This is a genomic window from Ruminococcus sp. RTP21358st1_G6_RTP21358_211008, from assembly GCF_040908885.1.
In the GTDB taxonomy this organism is placed as follows: Bacteria; Bacillota; Clostridia; order Lachnospirales; family Lachnospiraceae; genus Blautia_A; species Blautia_A faecis.
In genome coordinates this window covers 53,746-77,231 of the sequence record NZ_JBDGDM010000015.1, presented here as the reverse complement: position 1 = coordinate 77,231, position 23,486 = coordinate 53,746, and the positions used below count along the sequence as shown (strand labels likewise).

Genomic DNA, 23,486 nt, shown 5'->3' with positions numbered 1-23,486 from the left:
TTATATTTAACTTGATAAGAGAAGGCTAATTATAATCTCCCACGAGGTTTTGGCACGATGCGATAGCAGAGTGACAATAACCGAGTCAATAAAACAAGGGAACGGTGATGGCTGTAAAAAGAAACGTATTGCTGCCGGATGTGATTACAGTGTTGTGCAGAAAGGGGTAAACAGACTTCTGGAATCATAGAGGTTTTCTTATTTGTAGTGATATCCAACAATCAAATTGAAAGGAAGTTAATCGTTTTACGCCGTATTTACATTTATTTTTCAATACATTGCTAGATGCAATATTTAAAGAATGATAGAATCATAAGTGCTGAATTATTAAACAATATGTAAGAAAGGTGGTACTTATGAAATTGAAAAAAATAGGAATTCTTATCATGACATTAGCATTATCTTTAGGAAGTGCAACAATCTATGCTTCAAACGAGGAATCAAATTTAATGGAAGAATCGGTTAAAGATGACAATAATCAGGTTACTATGGAAGGGCAAACACTGGGATTAGCTGAAGTAGAAAATGCAAGACAGTTAGGTGGATATTATACGGAGGATGGAAGAAGAATCAAATCCAATATGCTGTTACGTTCTGCAAAACTGGTAAAAGCAACCGATGAAGATATCAAAAAGCTTACGCAGGATTATAACCTTGGAACTATCGTGGACTTTAGAACCACCGATGAAATTGCAGATGCACCGGATCCTGAGATTAAAGGTGTAAAAAACGAGCAGATTCGTGTGTTAGATGAAGATAATGCAGATGATAGTAATAGTGCAGCTATGACTCAGATTTATGGAAAAGATCCAGTGAGTGGGTTGATAGAAATGGTTAAAAATGGCACGTTAAGTGATGATATGTATGTTACTACTATAAAAAGTGAAACAGCACAGAAAGGGTTTTCTGAATTTTTTAAAGTGTTATTAAATAATGAGGAAGAAAAAGCTGTATTATGGCATTGTACAGGAGGAAAAGATCGAGCTGGCATTGCCGCAGTTCTTGTTTTGTCTGCGTTGGGAGTTGATGAGAAAACTATCTTAGATGATTTTGCTCTTACAAATGAATTTTATAAGGGGAAAATTGAATATATGGGAAATGAAGCTGCCAAACAAACGGATGACCAAACTATTATTGAAGGTGTAAAAACTTTAAGTGGCGTGTCAAGGAGCTTTATGGAAAAAATGATAAATACTCTTAATGAAGAGTATGGTTCTGTCCAGAATTATATTGTTGAAGAACTTGGAATTACTCAAGACGAAATTATAAAATTGCAGAATATGTATCTTGAATAGATGCAACAGATTAAAAAGTCACTGTAGATCATTACGGTTTGTCTATAAAGAATATCGTTGTAAATGCTATTTATGTGGAAAAGAAAAAATTGTGAGATGTAATCAGTTTGGCATATATCCACCAACTGATTATGGCTACAGAGCATATAATGGATATTGGAGCGAGATTCATTGTGACTGCCATCAAATTTCTTCTTTTCAGTGGATAGTAAACGATATTCTTTTTAAGCATAATATCAAATATCAAGTCGAAGTCTCGGTAGAAGGGGTATATGGAGTTGATAATGAAACTCCATTGCGATTTGATTTTGGCATCTATGGGGAAAATGGAATTGTTGCTTTTATTGAGTGCCAGGGAGAACAGCACTATAAACCTGTTGAAAAATTTGGGGGAGAACGAGCTTTTGTTATTCAACAGAGAAACGATGAAGAAAAACGAAAATATGCAAGAGAAAAGAATATAAAACTGATTGAAATATCGTATAAAGAAAAGAAATATGAGACTGTAGAATTTATATTAATGAGTCAGCACATTATTTAGTTAGTTTTGGGCAATAGCAAAGTCTAATTTGGGGTGTGGTTAAGTTTAAAATTTCAATTACATATTATAATTATGAAGAAGCAAAGGATGAAATATTTCTTTGCTTTTTTCATGTCTAAATTTAAAAGAAAGGAGCTATGTCAATGGATTTTTCATGGGAGCTGTTATTTGAACTGCTGGGTAAGGTTGCAGATACAATCGGTAATGTTCTCGGCGGCACAAAGAAAGATTGAGGAAAACAAAAACAGGAGGTGATGAAACATGGGAGAGGATGAAATTGTAAGGCTGTTCAATGCCAAGATCAAGCTGGAACGGAAGCAGTATAGGAAGCGAGTATTACAGTTAGCCCCAGAGAGGATTTACCAGAGAGCGTATCAGATCAACTGCCGGGAGAATATTGCAGAGACTTTGCTGGAAAAGAGCGGTGAGATGAAATCAGAGGTCCTGCGCTGTCTTCTGGTCCTGCCAAATGTGATCCAGTTCTTTTATGCCAGGTGGATGGGAAAAGGAGATTCCTTCCAGCTGGAACTGGAAAACAGCATGGATACCGGGATCAAGGAAATTGGGCTGCTCCTGGAGCAGGAAGAAACGGAGGCAGCATGAAGAAGAGAGTCATGTGTGTACATACGGAGCTGGTAAGGGAAGGCTCCGTATTATATGAGGGGAAAGATGGAAACACAGGTATTACAACAACGGAGGAGGCTGCAGGTTTTGCAGCCTCTTTTTTCGGCAAGCAGGATAAGGAACTGCTCTATGTGTGCGCTGTGAATGGGGAACTGGAGCCTGTATTAATGGAGCTGGTTGCTAAAGGCAGTAAGAATGTGTGCTATGCAGAACCGGCAGATATATTTAAGTCAGCGATTTTGGCGAATGCATACGGAATTTTCTGTTTTCATAACCACCCGGGAGGCAGAGCAAAAGCGAGTAAGGAAGATATAGACCTGACTGCAAGGCTGGAAGCCTGCGGTGTCATGCTGGGGATTCCGTTACTGGATCATATTATTATCAGTAGCCAGGGAGAGGTTTACAGCATAAAAGAACAGAACGAGGAAAAGCTTAATGAAACCATGAGCAGGATGTTTGATAAAAAGAAGCAGTAGAAAGAACGAATAAAAATCAATGGAAAAAGGAGAATGAAATTATGGCTGCAGAAGTTGAAACAATGTTTTATACAAGAGAAAAACCATGGCACGGACTGGGAACCCTGGTGGCAGAAGCACCGGAATCAAGGGAAGCACTGCGGATTGCCGGGCTGAACTGGAAAGTCCTCCAGGAACCTGTCTATACGGAGAATGACGAGCTGATCCAGGGCTATAAGGCAAATGTAAGAGATTCTGACAGAAAGATATTAGGCGTGGTCACAGACCGCTACAAGGTCATCCAGAATGAGGAAGCCTTTGCATTTACAGATGCCCTGTTAGGAGAGGGCGTGCGCTACGAAACAGCAGGCTCCCTGCAGGAGGGGAGAAGGGTGTGGCTGCTTGCAAGACTTCCAAGGGAATATATCATTGCCGGCGAGCGTATCAGCCCATACATGGTATTTTCCAATACCCATGACGGTTCCGGGGCGGTGAAGACGGCGCTTACCCCTATCCGTGTAGTATGCAATAATACGCTTAACCTTGCCCTGCGAACGGCAAAGAGGAGCTGGTCTATGATCCACACAGGGGATATCAGCGGAAAGATCGAGGAAGCGAAGAATACCCTGTTCCTGGCAGACGAGTATATGTCTGCTCTTGGAAAAGAATTTGAAAATCTGAGGGGAATCCGGCTGTCTGAAAAACAGGTCATGGATTATATCGAGATTCTGCTTCCGGTAGAAGAAAATTTCACCCCACAGCAGAAGCGTGGCATTGAAAGACTGAGGGAAGACATGAGAATGCGCTACTTTGACGCTCCCGATCTGAAAGACGTAGGAAACAATGGCTACCGCTTTATCAATGCAGTATCGGATTTTGCAACCCATTCTACCCCAAGAAGAAAGACTGCAAACTACAGGGAGAATATTTTTGCCAGAACCGCGGACGGAAACCCGCTGATCGACAGGGCTTATCAGATGGTGCTGGCAGCATAAGGAGGAACAGATGAAAAAATTCAGTTTGGTAGAGATTATCATTGTTTTATGCTTGCTGATCCTGGAGGTGCTGATATTCCGGGATCAGCTTATTTCATTTATAAGGGCTGTAATAACCGGAATTTAAGAACGGAGGAATGGCTGAAAAGCCTGTAGAAAGTAAGGATGAAGATTTTTGAGATCATAGCAGGGATCTGCATATTGGTAGTTGATGTTTTGGTAGCTGTAAATCAGTTTATGAAAGTAATGGATATTTTTACAGGGGAGAATGCAGAATGAAGAATATTATGATTCCGACAAAAGATTTAACAAGGGAAGAGTGGCTGGAACTCCGCAGAAATGGTATCGGAGGCTCTGATGCTTCCGTGGTGATGGGGAAGAATCCCTGGCGTTCCATCCAGCAGCTGTGGGAAGACAAGACTGGTAAAACACCGGTGCAGGAGAACTCCAATGAGTATACATACTGGGGCAATGTGATGGAGGGGATTATCCGTAAGGAATTTATGAACCGTACAGGTCTGAAGGTACGGCAGAAACATTTTATGATGTTCCATCCCCGGTTTCCGTTTATGTTCGCGGATGTGGACGGGATCGTCACAGACGAACGTGGTGAAAAATGTATTTTTGAGGCTAAGACCGTCAGCCAGTACCGTGAGGATGAATGGAAGGATGGGAATATTCCTACAGAGTACATGATGCAGGTCCAGCATTACCTGGCAGTCTGCAATATGCAGAAAGCGTACATTGCGGCTCTGATCGGCGGCAACCATTTTATATATTATACGATCTTGCGTGATGAAGAGATGATTGCTGATCTGGTCTATGCAGAGAAAAAGTTCTGGGAGTATAACGTAAAGTGCGATATCCGCCCGGAGATAGATGATTCTGAGGCTACGAAAGAGTTTCTGGACAGAAAGTATAAGGAATCCGTGAAGGACAGTGTCCCGCTTGACCGTTCCCTGGTGAAAGTCCTGGAGGAATACCAGGATGTAAGTGACCAGCTGAAGGATATGGAGAAGCGGAAAACCGGCCTTTCCAATCAGCTAAAAGCTGCCCTTGGGGAGCATGAAGAGGGAAGATTTGACAACGGTCAGATTGTACGCTGGAAACGGATTGAGAAGAATTTACTGGATTCTAAGAGGCTGAAAGCAGAGAAGCCGGAGATTTATAACCAGTATACCAGTGTAAATGCTTACCGCACCCTGTCCATTGCGTCTTAAAGGGGGCTGGTACTATGGCTGTGGAATCGAAGATAAGAAGCTTACATGCAGATGAAATCGAATGCAGGGTAGGAAGTATCGGTGAAAAAGGAATCTCGCTTCTGTTATATAAGAATGCAAGGGTAGACCAGGCAATCCTGGATGAAGTCTTTGGCATATATGGTTGGCAGAGAAGCCATATGATGATTGGAAATTCCCTGTACTGTACCGTGAGTATCTGGGACCCGGAGAAAAAGAGCTGGATTTCCAAGCAGGATGTGGGAACAACAGGGGAGTTTGAAAAGGAGAAAAGTGCTGCTTCGGATTCGTTCAAAAGAGCGTGCGTGAATCTGGGGATTGGAAGGGAGCTGTATACGGCTCCCTTCATTTTTATCCCAGCCAGTAAAGTGGTGGTTACAGAGAAAGACCGGAAGAAGGTTGTGAAAGACAGTTTCAGTGTAAGTGCAATCACTATTTCGGCAGATAAGGTCATTACAGGGATTTCGGTTATCAATCAGAAGAAAGCGGAGGTTTTCAGATGGGGAAACTTAAACGCTGCAGAGAAGAACAATGGAGATGCAAACGAGGAATGGCAGGAACTGTACAGGGAGCTGGAAAGGACGAAAGTGCCAGAGGAACAGATTCTAAAGCGGTATGGTGTTAAGTCTCTTTCCGAACTGGATGAGGTATCAAGGAAAAGAGCACTGAATGGACTGAAACGAACAAAATCAGCCGCCTGATTATGGGCGGCTAATTGAGAAGCTGGAAATTGTAGATATGGGATGACGCAGCATTTAGTTATGTCAGACCCAAGAAAAAATGTACGGCAGTCAGAAGTACCGCTGCGGAGCTACAAAGAGTAAAAATAACGGAGGAATTGCAGATGGATTACATGGAATTTAAAAATCAGATGTTAGCAGAGATAGAGGAACGCCTTACTGAAAAAGAATATGCCTGTTATGAACCGGCAGATGGCAATATGCTGGAAGAAAGTCTGGTGATCCAGGAAGGAAACGAGCCGATAAGATTTGGTGCGACTACGACAAGCATGTACCGGGCTTATAAATCCGGTTACAGTATAAGGCAGATCGCAGAAGAAATCATCAGAGAAAAAGACGGACATAAGGAAATCAAGGGGCTGGAAAAGATCAGAATGCTTGATGATTATGAGCGTGTGAAGGAAGACTTATATATTCGTATTGTCAGTACAAATAAAAAGGTGACAGTACTGGAACGAGGAATTTACAGAAAGATCGGGGATATCATTTTGGGGGTATATCTGCGGATAAATGAGGATGATGGAAAACTGTACACAACACTGATAGACAATACTTATCTGGATAAGTGGGAGCTGTCAAAAGAAGACGTTTTGGAGCAGGCTATGGATAATACCGTGAAAATGGCACCGCCAAGATTTTATGACGGTATGCAGCTGAAGCTCTCTATCCTTACTGGCAGATATGGTGGAATTCCCATAAAAGAATTCAGTCCTACGGAGAATGAGAGAAGATATGGCTGTTTTCTAAGCACGGATAAAAAAACGAATGGTGCGACGGCTGTGTTCTATCCAGGGGTAGCAAGAAAGATATGTGAGGCGTATGGCACAGAAGCTGTTTATATTGTACCAACCAGTATCCATGAAGTAGCAATACACGACATCAGATACACGGAGGATGTGGAGATGCTGTCAAAGTGTCTGGAAGCTGTAACGGAGGACTCAACGCCAGAGGATGAAGTGGCAAGCAGCCATATTTTTATGTATGAGCTGAAAACAGATAAGATTACCGAGGTAATGTGATGGAATACGGTTATGCAAGAGTCAGTTCTACAGAGCAGAACCTTGACCGCCAGGTTCTTGCCCTGCAGGAATATGTAAAGCCAGAGAACATTGTAATGGACCGGCAGTCCGGGAAAAACTTAGACCGTCCTGGCTATAATGCCTTAAAAGGAATATTTGGTCTGCGCCCAGGGGATGTTTTATACATAGTGAGCCTGGACCGTCTCAGCAGGAACAAGGAAGACATTAAGAATGAGATCGCCTGGTTCAAGGCGCATAAGGTAAGGCTGATGATCTTAGACCTCCCAAGTTCTATGGTGCAGGTACCGGAGAACCAGGAATGGATTATTGACATGATACAGAATATCCTTATAGAAGTACTGGCTTCCATGGCAGAGCAGGAGCGACTGATGATCCGCAAGCGGCAGAGGGAAGGAATCGAAGCCGCAAAGAAGAAAGGCAGGCACCTGGGACGTCCTTATCTGAAAGTGCCCGATAATTTTGAAGAGGTGTATGCCGAGTGGAAGTCTGGAGCAATCACAGCCAGAGCAGCACAAAAGAAACTTGGAATGTCCAGTGCGAGTTTCTATCGTATGGTGAAAAAGCAGCAAGCGGCTGAATCAAAAGGTGTGTGATTTTTGCTACATGTATCAAATGCAGAAACCGAGATTTTGAGAGACCAGATAAGGGGGCTTATCTGGTCTCTCGTAAGGTAGAGGTTGTGAAAATGTCCTCTTTTGAAAAAAATCGAAGGAAAAGTTGAATTATAAGGTTATTTTTAGAAAAATTGTTATTTTTTTTCTAAAAGAGGGCTGATGTGCTCTCTAATCGTGAAAGAGACTGAAGATCTCTTGGGCTCGTTTATATTGGAAATTGTATGCTTCATTAATTGCTGGATTATTATTCGATCCACTTTCATCTTCAGAAATATAAGAAAATGGATAAGGCGCAGTCGCAACTTCTGTAGCGTGTTCCATTGGGCGTAGCAAAAATCCGCGTAAGAGAGAACTTGTAAATGAGTTATTAGCTGCATATAAAAAGCGATTAGAGTAAATTGCTTGCTGTGCTGCTGGAATGTCTTTGCTACTAGGTCGAGACTTTGAGATTTTAAGATCATATAAATTTTCAATATCTTTTACAAATTCGTTCCAATAAGGATTGACTTCTTTGCTATGCATATATTTTTGAAAGCAGTTATAAATCTCATCATCTGTAAATTTGGTAAAATCTGCTGTAAGAATCCCCAAATGCTTTTCGATATATGTTTGAAAATATGTAGTGGGCTCTTCAGACATAAAATCTGGAATAAGGTACTGAAGGGTAGTGTTCCAAAGTGCTGATAATATAGGAAGAGCCACTTGATTAAGTGTTTGGAAGAACTGGTCTAATAGTTCAATCCCTTTTACGCTTTTTTGTGTATCGCTTAAAACTCTACTGGAAACAGAATGAGTCATGAGTGATTGAGATGGAGACTGCAAATATTTAGTTTCTAATGTGTCATTGTCGTTTAAGGCTTCCAAAGCATATTTTAGAAAAAAATGTCTGGAATATACTAAAGGACAAACAGACAGTTCTTTGAGTACATTATTAAATTGACTGCCGCTATATTGGGACGGAACAGACTTTAAATCTGTCATGGAACCGTTTATATCAGGAATGAGATCAGTAATATAGGAAAATGTGGAAAATCCAAAATAACGTTCATTCATTGTCTGAAAAATGAAGGTATCAGCACTGGAAGTAAAATTTGCATTCTTTTCATCTTGTAAAAGGGCACGATATAGCTGGATATAGAGGGGAAGCGTATTCCTCATAGCACCCTGGCTTGAAGCCGATAAATTTCGGCTTAGAGAACTAACTGTGTTTTCTCTAAAATATGTATAGATAGGAAATTTATAAATCCATGGAACTAATGTTTGTGAGGAATCTAAATCTGCAATCTTTTTACAATCATTAAAGACAAAATAAACAAAATCTTTTGGAGCTGCATTCTCTGTATTTTTCTTATGGTGATACCAGGTTTGGCGACTATCCTCTTTGGTTTTCGAATTTAAATCACTAGACTTTTCGTAAAAACGATTCGAAAAGAAACCAGAACTGAAATATTTTTTATATTTTACCTCCAGAGGGGCACAGAGTTCTGGTCTGTTAAAATAGTAGTCTTGTTCAAGATTGTGAAAAAAACCTTCTGAAATGCAGTAGTTGTAAAGAGCAAGTTTAAGGACAAAGGCAAATGCGATGAATTGAAAGTAAGGGTCTTTGTATTTGGTTTTACCTCCGGGCTCGCCAAAGAAACAATCTTTAAATCCTGTTACTGGAATGAATTTTACATATTGTGAGGCATGAGAATACATATGATCGAACACTGTATGGAAAAATATATCAATAGTTTCTGAACTCATATCCAGCTTTGAGATCCCTTTCTGCTTTAAATCAATTCGAATTTCAGAAACCAACGGTTGTGGATCAAGAAGGTAGAAGTATTTTAGGATATATTCTTGCTCAAGTATTGACTTGTTGTTAAATAAATTGAGATTCATAAAAGACCTCCTGTAAAAATATTTTACGATTTTTATATATAATATCATAGAATCCATAAATGTAAAACAAATACATAAAATATCGACAAAACTATATTAGTTACATTTTACGTATTGGAGAATAAAATATAAATATAAAAGCCAAGGAGGAAATTAGAATGCAAAATCAATTGAATCAGCAGGTAACTCATTCCAGACCGAATGGTGAATGTACTAAACCATTCTATTATGGCGACAGCATCAACGCGGTTGTTGTTAATGCATTAAATGATATGCATGGAAGGCTTACAGACATTGATATGCAAATTAAGCTAAGGGATACACAGCTGGCGCGAAAAAGGCGGAAACGAAATGGACGTTGCACTGCATGCTTGTATACTGATAACTATTATTATCTTATTATGGCTGATGAGGATGGAGAGACATGTAATAAGGTTCTGTTTACAAATTCAAAGGGAGAGTTTTACGTGTATAGGATTTATTACCCTAAGTATACGGAGTACAATAAAAAGTTTGTTGCAGTTGTCTTTAGTGAAACTAAGAATTGGGTTTGTCTTAATGTGGAAAAGCTAACGGAAAAGAGATTGTATGATAGTTTTATAGCGGCTGGCGTAAAATTCGATTTAAAAAATACCTCGAATAAGATAAAAGAAGCACTTTGGGATTTGTTTGCAGAGGCAATTGCAAATATACCAGATGGAAGCATGATTGAGGTCAATGGAACAGCGGGATGGAATAATGGCAAATGGGAGCATTCGAAAAACTTTACAGGGATAAGCTTTCCTGGGAATCCGGAACTGCCAGTTATGAATAAGTATTTTTGTATTAAATATTCAGGGAAGGAACTGCTTGAAAAGTTTTGGAGAGGAATTAGCAGCATAGAGAACAGATACTGTCGGATCGTTATGCTTGAGATGATAGTTAGTGGTGTACTAGCAAGCCTGTTCCAGGACGCAGAAATTTACAGTGATCACTTTTTAAACTTTGTATTAGTTGGGAGGAGGGATAAAGAACTGTTTTGCCATTTATACCAGGTGTTTAACAGAGGTAGATGGCAGATACAAGAAGCAAGTGATAAAGAGAAGGTGATTTCTGATAATATTCGTGGAATAAATGATGAAATATTGATTGTCAGTATGCCAGATGGACTAGACGCGTATGGGCAACGTAAGTCTGAAAAGAACCTAAACAGGATAGTTAATAAGATATGCAGGAGAGACTGTTCATCCTTGAATATCCCATGGAAGGTAAACGCTTCTCTAGTGGTGCTAAATGAATTTGTATCAGATTTGGACAGTGCGATCAATATTGTCGCTGATGAATGTATTTTTACATCAGAACTTACAGACATGCTAAAAGGAAATGCAGTTGACGCATTCCTGTATGAGCTAGTGACATATGTAGAAGCACATATGGCTGAGGTAAGGGCTGTTATAAAAAAGTGGTCGAGCAACCAGGACGGCAATATGAGCCTGGTGCTTCTGAAAGCAATTTGGGAAATACTGTCAGAGTTTGCAAGAGATAAAGGCATTGATCTTGCAGCTGCTTTGGGAATACCTGGAAGTCCAGATTGGGGAGTTATGTGGCGCAGCTTAACTGACCGACAAGAAATGGGCGAAAGGATGGTAAAGGCTGTGAGAAGCTCGATGAGTAAGTTCTACGTTAAAGAGAAGTATTTCGGTTGTGGATATGTGAAGGACAGTTGTTACTATGACAACGAATATTTCTGGATTCCAATTAAGATGTTCAAGGAAATAATGAAAACCAACTGCATTCCATCCAATAAGTATCGGGAGACGCTTGTAAAATGGAAACAGCAGGAACTTTTATTACCAGATGAGAGTGGGCTGACATACAAACTACGTGTGGATGGAGCAGCTATACAAACTTATCGGTTTAGAAAGGCATTATTCGATCAGCCGCTTTTTGTTCCGATTGAAGAACTCGGAAAAGATGAAGAGCATGAAAGTGAAAAGGGTATGCGTGTAGTTTGGCACCCTCAAAACAGTGAAAACTATAAACAGTGTAAACACTAGAAAGGAGACCATAGTACAATGCTGAGAGATTTAGAAGGAAACATAATAAACCTAAAAGAATTCCCGGATGCGTTAAATAACCATAGACTTATTTGGGGTAAATCCGGTAGTGGTAAAACCTGGTGCTGTTACAGGATGATTGAAGAGGCAGTAGAACAGAAGAAAAAGTGCGTGATTTTTGACTACTCTGGAAGTTATACCACAAAAGAACAGGAAAGAAGCAAGTTTGCTAGCAGGGATCAGACATATGTGTTTGATGGAAACCAGCCGGGGATTACATACTGGTATACAGGCAAGAATGTCTATTCTGCTTTTGAAGAGGCATTGATAGTGGCGCTCCCATTTAGGGGACACCGACAGCGGGAGTTTCTGCACAAAGTGATGGAACTTCTAAAGGAACAGGAGAAGGAGCTTACGTTTGCTTCGGTAATATCGGTTCTGGATGGGTATGTGCAAGGTTTGACGGATGACGAGAGTAAGGAACGTGGTGAGAAACTGTTAGATATCATTGGACAATATGAAAAGCTTGATATCATTTTTCGCAAGAAGACGCCAGAGATGGACAAGGAGCTGGAAGATAACAACCTTGTCACTATAATGCAGTTTACTGAACTTGAAGGTGGTACGAAAAAGTTTTTGACGGAATTTATGTCAGAGTTGCTGTGGCAGAGTGTGAAGGATGGAGCTAACAGTGCAGATTACATTTTGTATGATGAGTTTCAGAATGTTGCCCTTGGCAAGGGGAGTACACTTGGAGCAATGTTGCGTGAAGGACGCAAATGTGGACTGGGTGTATGGCTGGCAACTCAGATTCTTTCAAATTACAAGCCAGAGCAGATTGATACGTTACAGCAGGTAGATACAATGTTGCTGTTTCAGCCTTCAGATCGAAGTATGAAGGGGATTGCACAGCTTGTAGATTGTGAAGCTTGGGAAAGTTGTCGGAGCGCACTATCAGATCTGCAAAAAGGACAGGCCATCTTAAAAGGAAAGTACAGTGTTAATCACAATTCAAAAATTTGGGACATACCGATCATATGTGTGGTGGATTCAAAGGACAATAAAAATGATTTTAGATAAGAAAGGATGCAGTGCCTATGGAAAATGTAATTCAGGAGCCATTAGTAATGGATGTAAAAGGTCTTCAGGTGGCGTTGGGGATCGGACGAGATACAGCCTACAGTTTGATGCATAGCAAAGGATTTCCTTCAATTCGAATTGGCGGGCACTATGTTGTTGGAAAAGACGCATTGCTGATGTGGCTAAAACGAAATGAGGGTAAGGCATATTGCCTGTAAAGTTGATACCTGGAAGAGGCGTTTTGCTTCTTCCAGGATATTTGGGGAGGATATATGGCTGAGAAGAAAACACCGAGAAATGCAAAGGGTGAGGGAAGTTTCAAGATCAACGCAGATGGGACGGTCACTCATAGAAAGAGCGTAGGTTTTAAAGCGAATGGAAGGCGCAAGGTAATTACAGTTACAGCTAAGAACAAGAGCGCCTGTATTCGTGAGATGAAAAAGAAGGAAAACGAATGGAATAACATAAAAAATGGACTGCACATTGATTCTACGGATACGGTCGTAAGCTTATGCTATCGTCATTTGGAATACCAGGTATCAAACAACGATTTAAAGGGGAAATCCATAGACCGCAGAGAGTGTACGATTGAAAATCAGATCAGCGGATATGACTTAGGATATCTCCAGGCGCAGCAAGTAACTCCGATAGATATTGAAACCCATGTGAAACTGCTTATTTCTGAAAATAAGGTGGGCGCGTCTTCAATCGGAAAAGTCGTAGATGTACTGAATGCGGCTTATGAATGGGCGATTCGCCAGGGGGATATGCAGCAGAACCCAGTGAGATTAGTAAAAACAGAGCTGTCCAAGAAGTTGAAGAAACTCTCCGTAAAAGGGGCAGATGAAGCCGATGTAGTTGCGCTATCGGATGAGGAAATAAAGCTTTTTGAACAGGAGGCTACAGAGCTACATGCAAATGGGCACGAGAAGTATCCTGCTGGCATGTATTGCTTGTTATTACTACATACAGGTATGCGAGTGGGAGAGATGATTGCTCTGCGCTGGCGAGACTGGAAAGGAGACTATCTGGTGATTGAGAAGTCTGTTTCGACGGCCAAGAACCGGAACAAAAAGTCAGAAGATGAGAACAATTATATTTCTCTGGAAGGTAACACAAAGAATCAGAAAGCGCGGAATATTCAGCTTAACAAGGAAGCAAAGTACATTCTGTGGAAGCTAAAACATAGCCGGGAAAGTTGTGAGCCAGATGATCTTATTGTCCCTACTAAGACTGGTAAGATGAACACAGCCAGCAATCTGGAACATCGTATGAAGGTGATTATGAAAAATGCAGGACTTGAGGATGTCAAAGGAGGACTGCATATTTTCAGAAAGACATTTGCCACCAAGATGTATGAGAATGGAGCCAGGGTAGAAGAGATTGCTGCTTACATAGGCGATCTGCCCTCAACAACGCAGAAATACTATATTGCGATCAGACGTAAAGTAGTGGCTGATGGGGAAACACACCAGGTAGTACGACTGCCAGGAAGCAAAGATGGTGAAGAACCAGTTGCATAAATGTATAATTTACAGGTTGGAGGAAAATATTATGAAATACGACGTGGTTTATATTGTTACAAATGAAGATGAATTTGCAGATGTGTTTGAGACCCTGGAAGAAGCAGAGTGGTATAAGCAGAGTAAAGGAACTGCGGCTATTCAAAGAGTTTTGAGTGAGTGGGGGATTGATGATCCAACGGAAGAGGACATTAATGCTGCGAATATTCAGGCTGGTATTGATGGAGATTATTATGAAATAGAAGCTGTTGATATTTCTGATATGGCAGAGGATGATGTAATATATCTTACAAATGGTGCTGAAGTTGATATGGAAGAGATAATAGAAACGCTAAAAGCAAATAGAAATACATGGATAGATTTAATCTGGATAGAAATATTAGATGATTTTTTTGTTAGCTTGGAAGATTCGTATTTATTTGATTAGTTAAACTGATATGTAAGGCAGGAGCCCTATATAGTGTAAGTAATACCGCTATGTAGGGCTCTTTAGCGATAGAACAAGTGAAGAATCCTAAAATTTGCAGAATGAAATTGATTAGGAAGTTGAAAATATAGACAATGAATGATATAATTTTCATATATAAAATAGGAGGTGCGTACTATGTTTGCTATGCAGGAAACTATCAGACCATCAGCGGATTTAAGAAATCATTATAATGAAATCTCAAAGCAGTGCCGTGAGGGAAAAGAAGCTGTTATCATAACTGTAAATGGAAGAGGCGATACAGTGTCTCTGTCCTATGAAGAGTACAAGAACATGAAATCAAGAATAGAATTGCTTGAAATCCTTACTGAAGCAGAAGATGATGTAAAGAATGGTCGCGTTGCGCCAATCAGTGAAACCTTTGATGATTTACGTGCTATGCTGCAGGAGGGCTGAGTTTGAAATACAATGTTGTTCGTACTGATACCGCAGATGCTGGTCTGCGAAAGATTGTATTATATATTGCACAAAATTTCGGCAATGATGTGGCATTGAAAAAGTTAGACGAAATAGAAGATCGTATACGACAGCTGGGAGAAAATCCAGATCTTGGAATTGATCCAAGATACCTGGTATTAAAGCGTCAGGGCTATAAGGTATTGATTCTTGAAAAAGACCTTGTATTTTATAAAGTTAATGAAGCCCGAAAGGAAGTTATTATATATGCTGTCGTAGACCAGAGACAGGATTATTTGAACATTATCCGAGGGCTGTGAGGCAAACGCCGAAATATAACTGACCAAGTAAGTCAATTAAGGTTCGCCTTCGGACAGAAGAATAAGCGGTGGGAGTACTAAAATGGATTTGTGCACTTGAAGTGTGGAAACTGTCTTGATTATGAGACGAAAATATCACAAAAGTAAACATAATTTTTTGTGCAAAAGGTAGAAAAAGTAGAATTTTGTCGATTTTTAGCCGATTTTCTTCATTTTTCCTGTTTTCAGCACCTTTTGGCAGCAACGTCATTTTAAATTGACCTATAATCGTTCCAAAATTGACCTATCGCATCTGAAAACCACCGAAAATGTAGTAAAAATCAGTAAGCCAAATAAGGAAAAAATCGCCTTTCAGAGCCACGAAAAAGCGTTTCAGAAAAAAATTTTAAAAGTCCTGCAAAGCCAGTAAATACGCGGCTTCCGGAAATTTCATAATACGAAAAAAGCACCTCATCTGAGGTGCTCCACTTAGCAGGGCTACAAGGATTCGAACCTTGAAATGACGGAGTCAGAGTCCGTTGCCTTACCATTTGGCGATAGCCCTATGCGCTTTAGCAAGTTGTTTTCTCGCTTGCGACATGTTGTATTATATATCAACACCCATATAAAAGTCAACCCCCTTTTTTCAAATTTTTTAAAAAAATTTATTCAATTCGTGCAAAGCCTTGATTTTACTGGAAAAAATTAAGATTTCAAGTGCCTTTTCCCTGTGCATTTCGGGATGAATGTGTTATAATCAAGCAAAATATACGGAATCGCATAGGTGGCTGCCGTATAAAATTTTTATAATTAAACAGCCTGTCTGGAGCCTGTTTAAAATTATTCAGGTAATTGAGTCTCAGACTGGCCTCATTAATAAGGAGAATAAACATGAGAGCAAATAACCTGACTCTGCTCACGGATCTCTATGAACTTACCATGATGCAGGGGTATTTTAAGAACCCAACTGACCAGACTGTCGTATTCGACATGTTTTACCGTGATAACCCATGCGGAGGCGGTTTTGCTATCTGTGCAGGACTGGAGCAGGTAATTGAATATATTGAGAATCTGAGATTTACAGACGCAGACATTGAATATCTTCGTGGTCTTTCCATTTTTGAGGAAGATTTTCTGGAATATCTTCGCTCTTTCCATTTTACCGGAGACATTTATGCCATCCCGGAAGGCACTGTTATTTTCCCAAGAGAGCCAATGGTGAAAGTGGTAGCACCGATTATGGAAGCTCAGCTTGTGGAAACTGCGATTTTGAACATTATGAACCATCAGAGCCTGATTGCTACCAAGGCAGCACGTGTCTGCTATGCGGCGAAAGGTGATGGAATCATGGAGTTCGGTCTTCGCCGTGCCCAGGGACCGGATGCCGGTATTTTTGGAGCCCGTGCAGCTGTGATCGGTGGTTGTGTCGGAACCTCCTGCGTGCTTACTGGTCAGATGTTTGACGTGCCAGTGCTTGGAACCCATGCACATTCCTGGATCATGAGCTTCCCGGATGAGTACACTGCATTCAAGACATACGCAAGAATGTACCCGGATGCATGTATCCTTCTGGTAGACACTTACGACGTGCTGAAATCTGGTGTTCCCAATGCAATCCGTGTATTTGAGGAAATGCGGGAGGAAGGCATTGAGCTGAAAAAATATGGTATCCGTATCGACAGCGGTGACCTTGCTTATCTTTCCAAGGAAGCATATAAGATGCTGGCTGCAGCCGGATTTGATGACGCTACCATTTCCGCTTCCAGTGACCTTGATGAGTATCTCATCGAGAGCCTGAAAGCACAGGATGCCAAGATTAATTCCTGGGGCGTTGGAACAAGACTTATTACAGCCAATGATAACCCGGCCTTTGGCGGCGTATACAAGCTGGCAGCAGTGAAAAATCCTGAGACAGGTGAATTTGTTCCGAAGATCAAGCTTTCTGAGAATACAGCTAAGGTAACAAACCCTGGAAACAAAACGGTATATCGTATTTACAGCAAGTCCACAGGTAAGATTAAAGCTGATTTGATCTGTCTTGCTGACGAGAAACTGAACCCAGATGAAACTATGGTAGTATTTGACCCGGTTGACACCTGGAAAAAAACTAAGATTCTGGGTGGCACTTACGAAGTTCGTGAGCTTCTGATTCCAGTTATTAAGGAAGGAAAACGCGTTTATACGTCTCCTTCAGTAATGGAACTTCGCGCAATCTGCCAGAAGGAACAGAGCACTCTCTGGGACGAGTCCAGACGATTCTCCAACCCACAGAAGGTTTATGTGGATCTTTCTCCGAAGCTTTTTGAGGTGAAGAGAGAGCTGATTGAGGAGATGAGCCGTAAGGATCTGGAGTTTGAGGAAGAGTAATTTAATAAGAAAATAAATGGGGCAATGTATCAGCGGAAACGATACATTCGCCCCATTTTTTGTTGAAATTAACCAGAAAAGTGCAGAAAAAAACATAGTGTACAGAATGTAAAAATGGTAAACTGTAGGAAAGGAAATTTTTTACAGGAGGAGTGTATGAAAAAAAGAAAATCCATTGGTCTGTGGGTGGGAATCTGTCTTCTGCTTCTGGGAATACTGGGCGGTGTAAATGTTTTTGCTGCAGTGACAGAGGGAAAGGCAGGGGAAACACTTACTGGGGAGTATGCAGTGATTATTAATACAGATACATCTGATTCGAGGAGCGCAGGCACACTGATCTTTGATGACAGTGGAAGTACTGCGTCAGTTTCAAGTGGAAGTGAGCTTCCCGCAGCTCAAAGCCTGGCCGGGCTGAATGCAGGGAGCACCAGCTCAGTCACTGCGTTGAAGGAAAAAAGCGCTATTTCGTCCATTACATCAGCAGATGAGACTGACGATGGTATATCCGTCCAGGCAGCGACTACCACTTATGCAATAGGAGAAGAGAAATATATTTACAGAAGCAATGGCAGCGGCAAGACCTATATATGTATTGGGATTGGTGAACATTGTTATATCTGGATGGACAAAAATATGAAAGCGGATTATGATGCCGCTGGAAAAACATCTCTCATAGCATCAGATATGGCGAGCATTTATGACAGACAGCCCTATCAAATCCTGAAAACACTGGCAGGAGGCGATCTTCCCTGGGAAGATGGATCCGGCAAACTCTCTATTGTGCTGGAAACCTTAAGCGGCGCAAGTGGTCAGTTTCAGTATGATGAGGGAATTACAGCAATCCATATCAACACTCCGGCGGCAGCATCCTATGTCTCCGGTGAAATGACCAGAAGAAACGGTCTGCTGGTTCACGAGGGACAGCACGCAGTATTCTGGCTGAAAACAAAATTCAATGCCTCCGAGAAATATATGTGGATAAACGAAGGTCTTGCAGTAACGGTCATGGATTATCTGTGGGGTGGTACGGACACAAATGGCTGGATGAACGGAATTGCAGGAAGTATCGCTATTCGTAACGGCTCTTCCTTGATGTATAAGAGTTATCGCGATGATATTGCCCAGGACTATGGAATGCCATACCTGTTTGTCAGATACGTAATTGACCGTATGGCAGGAAGCTATGAGCCTATGGCTGTATTGCCGAAATTTTATACAGTAGATGCTTCCTCCCTTACCTGTGAAGCTTATCTGGAGAAGGTAACAGGAATTCCGTTTAAAACACTTCTTTCAGATTTTTATACAGCTGTGGCAGCAGGAGAAGCTTCTGGTGTATACAGTTTTCCAGGTGATCGGATAGCGGCAAAAAAGGCATCTGCATTTCCGGTATTTTCCGGAGACAGCGGCTCAAAATATTCCATTCCGGCAGCTTCCGCGATCCTTGTGAAACTGAAGGATGGAAAATTTACAGTCCCATCTGATGGGGAAAGCGGAATTGTTTATCGTGTAATAGGAAGCCGGACTTCATCTGTGAAACCGGCTGGCGGAAATGGTACAAGCAGCAGTCCTTATCAGATCGATTCTCTGGATGATCTGAATTTGATCGAGGAAAATCAGGGCGCATATTATCAGCTGACCTCAGATATTCAGACACAGGGAAGAATTAATTTTACCATCTCTTATTTTGGTGGAACGCTGGATGGAAATGGACATACGATCTATGGACTGAAGAAGCCTCTGATAGCCATGAATCAGGGAAAAATCAGGAATCTGCGCATAGTTGCAGATTTTAATGACGATATGCAGAACGTGCAAGGCATCATCACACAGTACAATGAAGGAAATATTGAAGACTGTATGGTGACAGGAACGATTAGCGGATATATGGGCGGAAACGGAGCTGTTGTATATCCGGAATTTGGCGGAATTGCAGGTGAAAATGCACTTGCCGGAATTATTTTTGGCTGCACATCAAAGCTGAATGTTAATTTGACAATGGCTCCTATGAAAAGCTGGGTAGGTGGAATTGCAGGTCTGAACATTGGTACTATAAGCAAGTGTGTCAGCACCGGTACGATTCGTGTTACCCAGACAAACGGAAACGAATATCCGGTCTATGTGGGCGGAATTGCGGGAGAAATCCAGAAGTTTGGGGGCATGGGCGGTGTGCTCAAAGAATGCCTCCATGCAGGAAAAATCACAGTAACTGCAGCAAACAACCGTGTAGGACAGATGTGTGGAACTGCTGCTGATAATGTACTCAGCTCTTCTTACGGTTTAAGCGGACATGTGCTGAACTGTTATGGAAAGAGTGGAGAGGGGAATCTTGTCGGCGGAACTGATGCTTCCATTGGAACAGGTGGACTTCTCACAGAGGCACAGATGAAAGATTCCAAATCTTACGTGGGCTGGGAGTTTGGAACTGACTGGAAGATTTCAGAGGATGGTTTGCCAGAGCGGGTGGAGAATCCGGAGATTACTTCATTAGAGGTAAAAAACAACTGGACTTCCTGCTACGTGGGAGAAAAACCCTGGTATTGGGGCAGGCTTTTGATAAATGGTACAACTTATTCTGAGATTACAGCCGATATGATAAGCGGCTTTGACAGTTCTGCTGAAGGAACTACTCATGTTTATGTAGAATATAAGGGCAAACAGGTTGCTTATTCAATGGAAGTTGTTGCGCCAAAAACCAGTGATATCAGCAGCATTGTAATATCAGGACAGCCGAAGAAATCTTATGTGGAAGGAGATGTATTCAATCCATCCAGAGCCAGTATGTATGCAACGATTGGTGGTCGTGCAGCTTATATTTACAGTGGATTTACCTATGACAAAACAGGCCCACTGAAAACCTCGGATACTCAGGTTACTTTTGATTACTTTGGAGCAAAAATACCGTGGGCGATTACAGTTGCAGCGAATGCACCAGCGGCCTTGACTATGCTTGCAGCTCCTGAGAAACTGAATTATGTAGCAGGAGATAAACTCGATCTGACCGGAGTGAAGCTTCAGATTACATATAGCAATGGAAAAGTATCGCCGGTTATTACAAGGGCTGATCTGAATACTTATGGAATACATTTGGCGCTTGGAAGTGGAAGCGGTTCATCGGCAGTGATTGATAATGGCAGAATAACAGAGTCATCAGATAATGGAAAAGATCTTATTGCTTATGCGACTGATAAGCTGCCGGGAGAATATGGTGCCGTGATCGCTGTGCTTGGAACAATGAGCGTAACAGAACCATTGGCGATTACAGATACTGAGCTGTACGCGGTTACAGGAACTGGAAAAGAGCAGTGGATATATTCAGGCTTTGTTACAGGTGGAAGTGGTAAGTATGAAACTCAGGTTGTTTCTGAGAATTTACCGGCTGGTTTAACTGTTTTTGCGGTTCCTGGCGGAGGCTCTTATGGAAGTAAATATTTTACTTTTTCCGGGACTGTCACTGCACCAGTGGGAATTTATGAGTCACAGTATAAAATTGTGGATACAGGAACAAAGACAATTTTGCCAGTCACAATAAAAATTATAGTTACGGCTTCTAATGAGGCAAGATTTTATAGTTTTGTACTTAACAAGGCGTTTAATTCCCAGTTAAAAGAGGATGTTGTTGGGGAAATTGATAATGAGAACCGTAAGATTACGCTGCGGTTGCCAAAAGGAACTAATGTTACCAGGCTGGCACCGAATATTGATTATGGTTCTGGTACAGGAACAGCGGTGGCAGATGAGTTTACCAGTGGAAGATCTCATGATTTTACAAATCCGGTACAGTATGTTCTGACAGCGCCAGATGGCGTAACGAAGATAACCTATACGGTTACAGTCGTTTTTTATGATGAAACGCAGGGTGGTTCCGGGGAAACAGAGCATACGCATACCTGGGATGCCGGAGTTATAACGAAAGAGGCTACCACTTCAAGTACAGGAATTAAGACATATACTTGTACTGTGTGCCAGAGCAAACGCGAAGAGGAAATTCCGAAGTTGGTTGTTTTACCGACGAATACGCCGGTGCCAACGGCAACGCCGACGAATACGCCGGTACCAACGAATACGCCAGTACCGACGAACACACCAATACCAACGGCAACGCCGACGAACACGCCGGTGCCGACGAATACGCCAGTGCCGACAAACACGCCAGTGCCGACGAATACGCCAGTACCGACGAACACGCCAGTACCAACGGCAACGCCGACAAACACGCCGGTACCAACGGCAACGCCGACGAACACACCAATACCAACGGCAACGCCGACAAACACGCCAGTACCGACGAACACGCCAGTACCGACGAACACACCAATACCAACGGCAACGCCGACAAACACGCCAGTGCCGACGAACACGCCAGTACCGACGAATACACCAATACCAACGGCAACGCCGACGAACACGCCAGTACCGACGAATACACCAATACCAACGGCAACGCCGACGAACACGCCAGTACCGACAAACACGCCAGTGCCGACAAACACGCCGGTACCAACGGCAACGCCAGTGCCGACGAACACGCCGGTGCCAACAGCAACGCCGACAAACACACCTGCGCCGACTGGATATAAAGTGGGCACAACAGTGAAACATCCAGCGACAAACGGATATTATAAAGTTACCGCCACCGACACAGTAGAGTATATAAAACCGATAAAGAAAAAAGTAAGCACTGTCACAATTCCAGACAGCGTAAATCTAAAGGGCGCGAATTACAAAGTAACCTCAATAGCCTCCAAAGCATTCAAGAGCAATAAATACCTGAAAAAGGCTATCATAGGAAACAATGTAATCCAGATTAAAAGCTATGCCTTTTATAAGTGCACGAAACTCTCTTACGTACAAATTGGCGGCTCAGTAAAAGCGATCGGAAAACAAAGCTTTTATGGCTGCAAAAAGTTAAACGAAATGAGAATCTACACCTCCCGCCTGAAAGCCAAATACGTAGGCTCCAATGCCTTCAAAGGCACTCCATCCAGGATGAAAGTCTACGTCCCCAGGAAAAAGGCAAAGAGCTACAAAACGGTTTTTGTAAAACGAGGCATAAGCAAAAAGATTGTAATAAAGAAGATGTAATATTTGTTTGTGTTATGGGAGGGATTTTGTATGAAATACCGAAGTAAAAAAGGTTTTACGCTAGCGGAACTATTGATTGTAGTTGCAATTATTGCGGTATTGGTTGCTGTTTCAATCCCGATTTTTAATGGACAGCTTGAAAAAGCACGCAGGGCAGTGGATATGCAAAATGCGCGAATTATTAAGTCGGCATTGACGAATGCATATAATGAAGGGCGAATGGATATTCCAAAGAAAGCTGTAGGACAAGAAAATTCAGGCTGTGGTGTCTGGGTTGTGATATGTCGTAGCACAAGTGAACTGCCAGACGCATATACTTCAAGTATGTTAAATGAGAAAACTATCTATTGTGGAGCAAATTCCGGAGTTACAGTAAACGGTGTAAAAAGCAATAATTGGAAGTTGTATAATACTGGTGTTGAAGACGTATTAAAGGAGGCCGGTTTAAATTGTGATACTCTGAAAATTAAAAGCAGAAACGATAAGGAGAAAGGCTGGGATTGGATTGTTATAGAAGTCGGGTTTGCAAATGAGCAGTTTTACTCACGTATTTATAGTGGTTTTAAAGGGGGAAAATCGGGTATGGAAAATATAGCAGCTGGATCTTCAAACATCGAAAAAGCAATAGGCGGATCAAATTAATGTAACAAGAGAATATATAAGGGACTGTAATAGATGCGTGCTGCGTATGAAGTGACATTCATCTGTTATAGTCCCTTTTCTCTTGACATTTTTCCACGTAATGTGCAAAATAAACTCATAAAGTTCAAACAATTTCAGGAGAAATTAT

At 41.6% G+C, this 23,486-nt stretch carries 20 protein-coding genes and 1 tRNA gene; 19 read left to right on the top strand and 2 right to left on the bottom strand.

What is annotated here, in order from left to right:
• Positions 1-356 precede the first annotated feature (356 nt).
• The 9 genes from AB5Z12_RS08220 (at position 357) to AB5Z12_RS08180 (ending at position 7,521) form a co-directional block, all read left to right on the top strand.
• Positions 357-1,295, top strand: coding sequence for a tyrosine-protein phosphatase (locus tag AB5Z12_RS08220; RefSeq protein WP_368357115.1), 939 nt, complete (start codon positions 357-359; stop codon positions 1,293-1,295).
• 91 nt (positions 1,296-1,386) lie between these two features.
• On the top strand, positions 1,387-1,836 hold the full coding sequence (locus tag AB5Z12_RS08215) for a hypothetical protein (RefSeq protein WP_368357114.1): 450 nt from the start codon (positions 1,387-1,389) through the stop codon (positions 1,834-1,836).
• Between the two features lie 261 nt (positions 1,837-2,097).
• Positions 2,098-2,439, top strand: a complete 342-nt coding sequence (locus tag AB5Z12_RS08210) for a DUF3848 domain-containing protein (RefSeq protein WP_368368601.1) — start codon at positions 2,098-2,100, stop codon at positions 2,437-2,439.
• Entirely contained in the window at positions 2,436-2,936 is a 501-nt protein-coding gene (locus tag AB5Z12_RS08205) for a JAB domain-containing protein (RefSeq protein WP_368357112.1), read from the top strand. Before AB5Z12_RS08210 ends, AB5Z12_RS08205 begins: the two co-directional genes overlap by 4 nt.
• A 41-nt stretch (positions 2,937-2,977) precedes the next feature.
• Positions 2,978-3,910, top strand: a complete 933-nt coding sequence (locus tag AB5Z12_RS08200) for a DUF932 domain-containing protein (RefSeq protein ID WP_342982450.1) — start codon at positions 2,978-2,980, stop codon at positions 3,908-3,910.
• Between the two features lie 275 nt (positions 3,911-4,185).
• Positions 4,186-5,130: a YqaJ viral recombinase family protein gene (locus AB5Z12_RS08195; protein WP_368357111.1), complete on the top strand. Its 945-nt coding sequence runs from the start codon at positions 4,186-4,188 to the stop codon at positions 5,128-5,130.
• Positions 5,131-5,144: 14 nt separating this feature from the next.
• On the top strand, positions 5,145-5,849 hold the full coding sequence (locus AB5Z12_RS08190) for a hypothetical protein (protein WP_368357110.1): 705 nt from the start codon (positions 5,145-5,147) through the stop codon (positions 5,847-5,849).
• Between the two features lie 143 nt (positions 5,850-5,992).
• Positions 5,993-6,907: a DUF5688 family protein gene (locus tag AB5Z12_RS08185; protein WP_368357109.1), complete on the top strand. Its 915-nt coding sequence runs from the start codon at positions 5,993-5,995 to the stop codon at positions 6,905-6,907.
• The gene (locus AB5Z12_RS08180; protein ID WP_368357108.1) at positions 6,907-7,521 is read left to right on the top strand and encodes a recombinase family protein; all 615 of its coding nucleotides are present in this window, start codon (positions 6,907-6,909) and stop codon (positions 7,519-7,521) included. The genes AB5Z12_RS08185 and AB5Z12_RS08180 overlap by 1 nt, the downstream gene beginning before the upstream one ends.
• A 189-nt stretch (positions 7,522-7,710) precedes the next feature.
• Here the strand turns inward: AB5Z12_RS08180 and AB5Z12_RS08175 are convergent, their stop codons facing one another.
• Positions 7,711-9,426: a hypothetical protein gene (locus tag AB5Z12_RS08175; RefSeq protein WP_368357107.1), complete on the bottom strand. Its 1,716-nt coding sequence runs from the start codon at positions 9,424-9,426 to the stop codon at positions 7,711-7,713.
• Positions 9,427-9,584: 158 nt separating this feature from the next.
• Between AB5Z12_RS08175 and AB5Z12_RS08170 the strand changes: the two genes are divergently transcribed.
• The 7 genes from AB5Z12_RS08170 to AB5Z12_RS08140 all read left to right on the top strand — a co-directional run bounded on the left by AB5Z12_RS08170 (position 9,585) and on the right by AB5Z12_RS08140 (position 15,268).
• Positions 9,585-11,462: a hypothetical protein gene (locus tag AB5Z12_RS08170; RefSeq protein WP_368357106.1), complete on the top strand. Its 1,878-nt coding sequence runs from the start codon at positions 9,585-9,587 to the stop codon at positions 11,460-11,462.
• 18 nt (positions 11,463-11,480) lie between these two features.
• Positions 11,481-12,542 (top strand): ATP-binding protein, encoded by a 1,062-nt coding sequence (locus tag AB5Z12_RS08165; RefSeq protein WP_368357105.1) that lies wholly within the window; start codon positions 11,481-11,483, stop codon positions 12,540-12,542.
• Between the two features lie 17 nt (positions 12,543-12,559).
• On the top strand, positions 12,560-12,760 hold the full coding sequence (locus AB5Z12_RS08160) for a helix-turn-helix domain-containing protein (protein ID WP_173736646.1): 201 nt from the start codon (positions 12,560-12,562) through the stop codon (positions 12,758-12,760).
• 54 nt (positions 12,761-12,814) lie between these two features.
• A complete protein-coding gene (locus AB5Z12_RS08155; protein WP_368357104.1) occupies positions 12,815-14,065 on the top strand; it encodes a tyrosine-type recombinase/integrase in 1,251 nt (416 codons plus the stop codon).
• Between the two features lie 31 nt (positions 14,066-14,096).
• Entirely contained in the window at positions 14,097-14,492 is a 396-nt protein-coding gene (locus AB5Z12_RS08150; RefSeq protein WP_368357103.1) for a hypothetical protein, read from the top strand.
• 177 nt (positions 14,493-14,669) lie between these two features.
• The gene (locus AB5Z12_RS08145; RefSeq protein WP_118583221.1) at positions 14,670-14,948 is read left to right on the top strand and encodes a type II toxin-antitoxin system Phd/YefM family antitoxin; all 279 of its coding nucleotides are present in this window, start codon (positions 14,670-14,672) and stop codon (positions 14,946-14,948) included.
• A gap of 2 nt (positions 14,949-14,950) precedes the next feature.
• The gene (locus AB5Z12_RS08140) at positions 14,951-15,268 is read left to right on the top strand and encodes a type II toxin-antitoxin system RelE/ParE family toxin (protein ID WP_173716955.1); all 318 of its coding nucleotides are present in this window, start codon (positions 14,951-14,953) and stop codon (positions 15,266-15,268) included.
• A 472-nt stretch (positions 15,269-15,740) separates the two neighbouring features.
• Here the strand turns inward: AB5Z12_RS08140 and AB5Z12_RS08135 are convergent.
• Positions 15,741-15,812 (bottom strand) — tRNA-Gln (locus tag AB5Z12_RS08135).
• Between the two features lie 326 nt (positions 15,813-16,138).
• On the opposite strand from AB5Z12_RS08135, the gene AB5Z12_RS08130 reads away from it, so the two are divergent.
• The 3 genes from AB5Z12_RS08130 to AB5Z12_RS08120 all read left to right on the top strand — a co-directional run bounded on the left by AB5Z12_RS08130 (position 16,139) and on the right by AB5Z12_RS08120 (position 23,338).
• Positions 16,139-17,614, top strand: a complete 1,476-nt coding sequence (locus AB5Z12_RS08130) for a nicotinate phosphoribosyltransferase (RefSeq protein ID WP_368357102.1) — start codon at positions 16,139-16,141, stop codon at positions 17,612-17,614.
• Positions 17,615-17,770: 156 nt separating this feature from the next.
• Positions 17,771-22,696: a leucine-rich repeat protein gene (locus AB5Z12_RS08125; protein ID WP_368357101.1), complete on the top strand. Its 4,926-nt coding sequence runs from the start codon at positions 17,771-17,773 to the stop codon at positions 22,694-22,696.
• Between the two features lie 30 nt (positions 22,697-22,726).
• Positions 22,727-23,338: a type II secretion system protein gene (locus AB5Z12_RS08120; RefSeq protein ID WP_368357100.1), complete on the top strand. Its 612-nt coding sequence runs from the start codon at positions 22,727-22,729 to the stop codon at positions 23,336-23,338.
• The last annotated feature ends 148 nt before the right edge of the window (positions 23,339-23,486 follow it).

Coding starts and splice junctions, on each gene's coding strand:
- AB5Z12_RS08220 (WP_368357115.1), top strand. CDS start 357: ATGAAATTGAAAAAAATAGGAATTCTTATCATGACATTAGCATTATCT.
- AB5Z12_RS08210 (WP_368368601.1), top strand. CDS start 2,098: ATGGGAGAGGATGAAATTGTAAGGCTGTTCAATGCCAAGATCAAGCTG.
- AB5Z12_RS08205 (WP_368357112.1), top strand. CDS start 2,436: ATGAAGAAGAGAGTCATGTGTGTACATACGGAGCTGGTAAGGGAAGGC.
- AB5Z12_RS08200 (WP_342982450.1), top strand. CDS start 2,978: ATGGCTGCAGAAGTTGAAACAATGTTTTATACAAGAGAAAAACCATGG.
- AB5Z12_RS08195 (WP_368357111.1), top strand. CDS start 4,186: ATGAAGAATATTATGATTCCGACAAAAGATTTAACAAGGGAAGAGTGG.
- AB5Z12_RS08190 (WP_368357110.1), top strand. CDS start 5,145: ATGGCTGTGGAATCGAAGATAAGAAGCTTACATGCAGATGAAATCGAA.
- AB5Z12_RS08185 (WP_368357109.1), top strand. CDS start 5,993: ATGGATTACATGGAATTTAAAAATCAGATGTTAGCAGAGATAGAGGAA.
- AB5Z12_RS08180 (WP_368357108.1), top strand. CDS start 6,907: ATGGAATACGGTTATGCAAGAGTCAGTTCTACAGAGCAGAACCTTGAC.
- AB5Z12_RS08175 (WP_368357107.1), bottom strand. CDS start 9,426: ATGAATCTCAATTTATTTAACAACAAGTCAATACTTGAGCAAGAATAT.
- AB5Z12_RS08170 (WP_368357106.1), top strand. CDS start 9,585: ATGCAAAATCAATTGAATCAGCAGGTAACTCATTCCAGACCGAATGGT.
- AB5Z12_RS08165 (WP_368357105.1), top strand. CDS start 11,481: ATGCTGAGAGATTTAGAAGGAAACATAATAAACCTAAAAGAATTCCCG.
- AB5Z12_RS08160 (WP_173736646.1), top strand. CDS start 12,560: ATGGAAAATGTAATTCAGGAGCCATTAGTAATGGATGTAAAAGGTCTT.
- AB5Z12_RS08155 (WP_368357104.1), top strand. CDS start 12,815: ATGGCTGAGAAGAAAACACCGAGAAATGCAAAGGGTGAGGGAAGTTTC.
- AB5Z12_RS08150 (WP_368357103.1), top strand. CDS start 14,097: ATGAAATACGACGTGGTTTATATTGTTACAAATGAAGATGAATTTGCA.
- AB5Z12_RS08145 (WP_118583221.1), top strand. CDS start 14,670: ATGTTTGCTATGCAGGAAACTATCAGACCATCAGCGGATTTAAGAAAT.
- AB5Z12_RS08130 (WP_368357102.1), top strand. CDS start 16,139: ATGAGAGCAAATAACCTGACTCTGCTCACGGATCTCTATGAACTTACC.
- AB5Z12_RS08125 (WP_368357101.1), top strand. CDS start 17,771: ATGAAAAAAAGAAAATCCATTGGTCTGTGGGTGGGAATCTGTCTTCTG.
- AB5Z12_RS08120 (WP_368357100.1), top strand. CDS start 22,727: ATGAAATACCGAAGTAAAAAAGGTTTTACGCTAGCGGAACTATTGATT.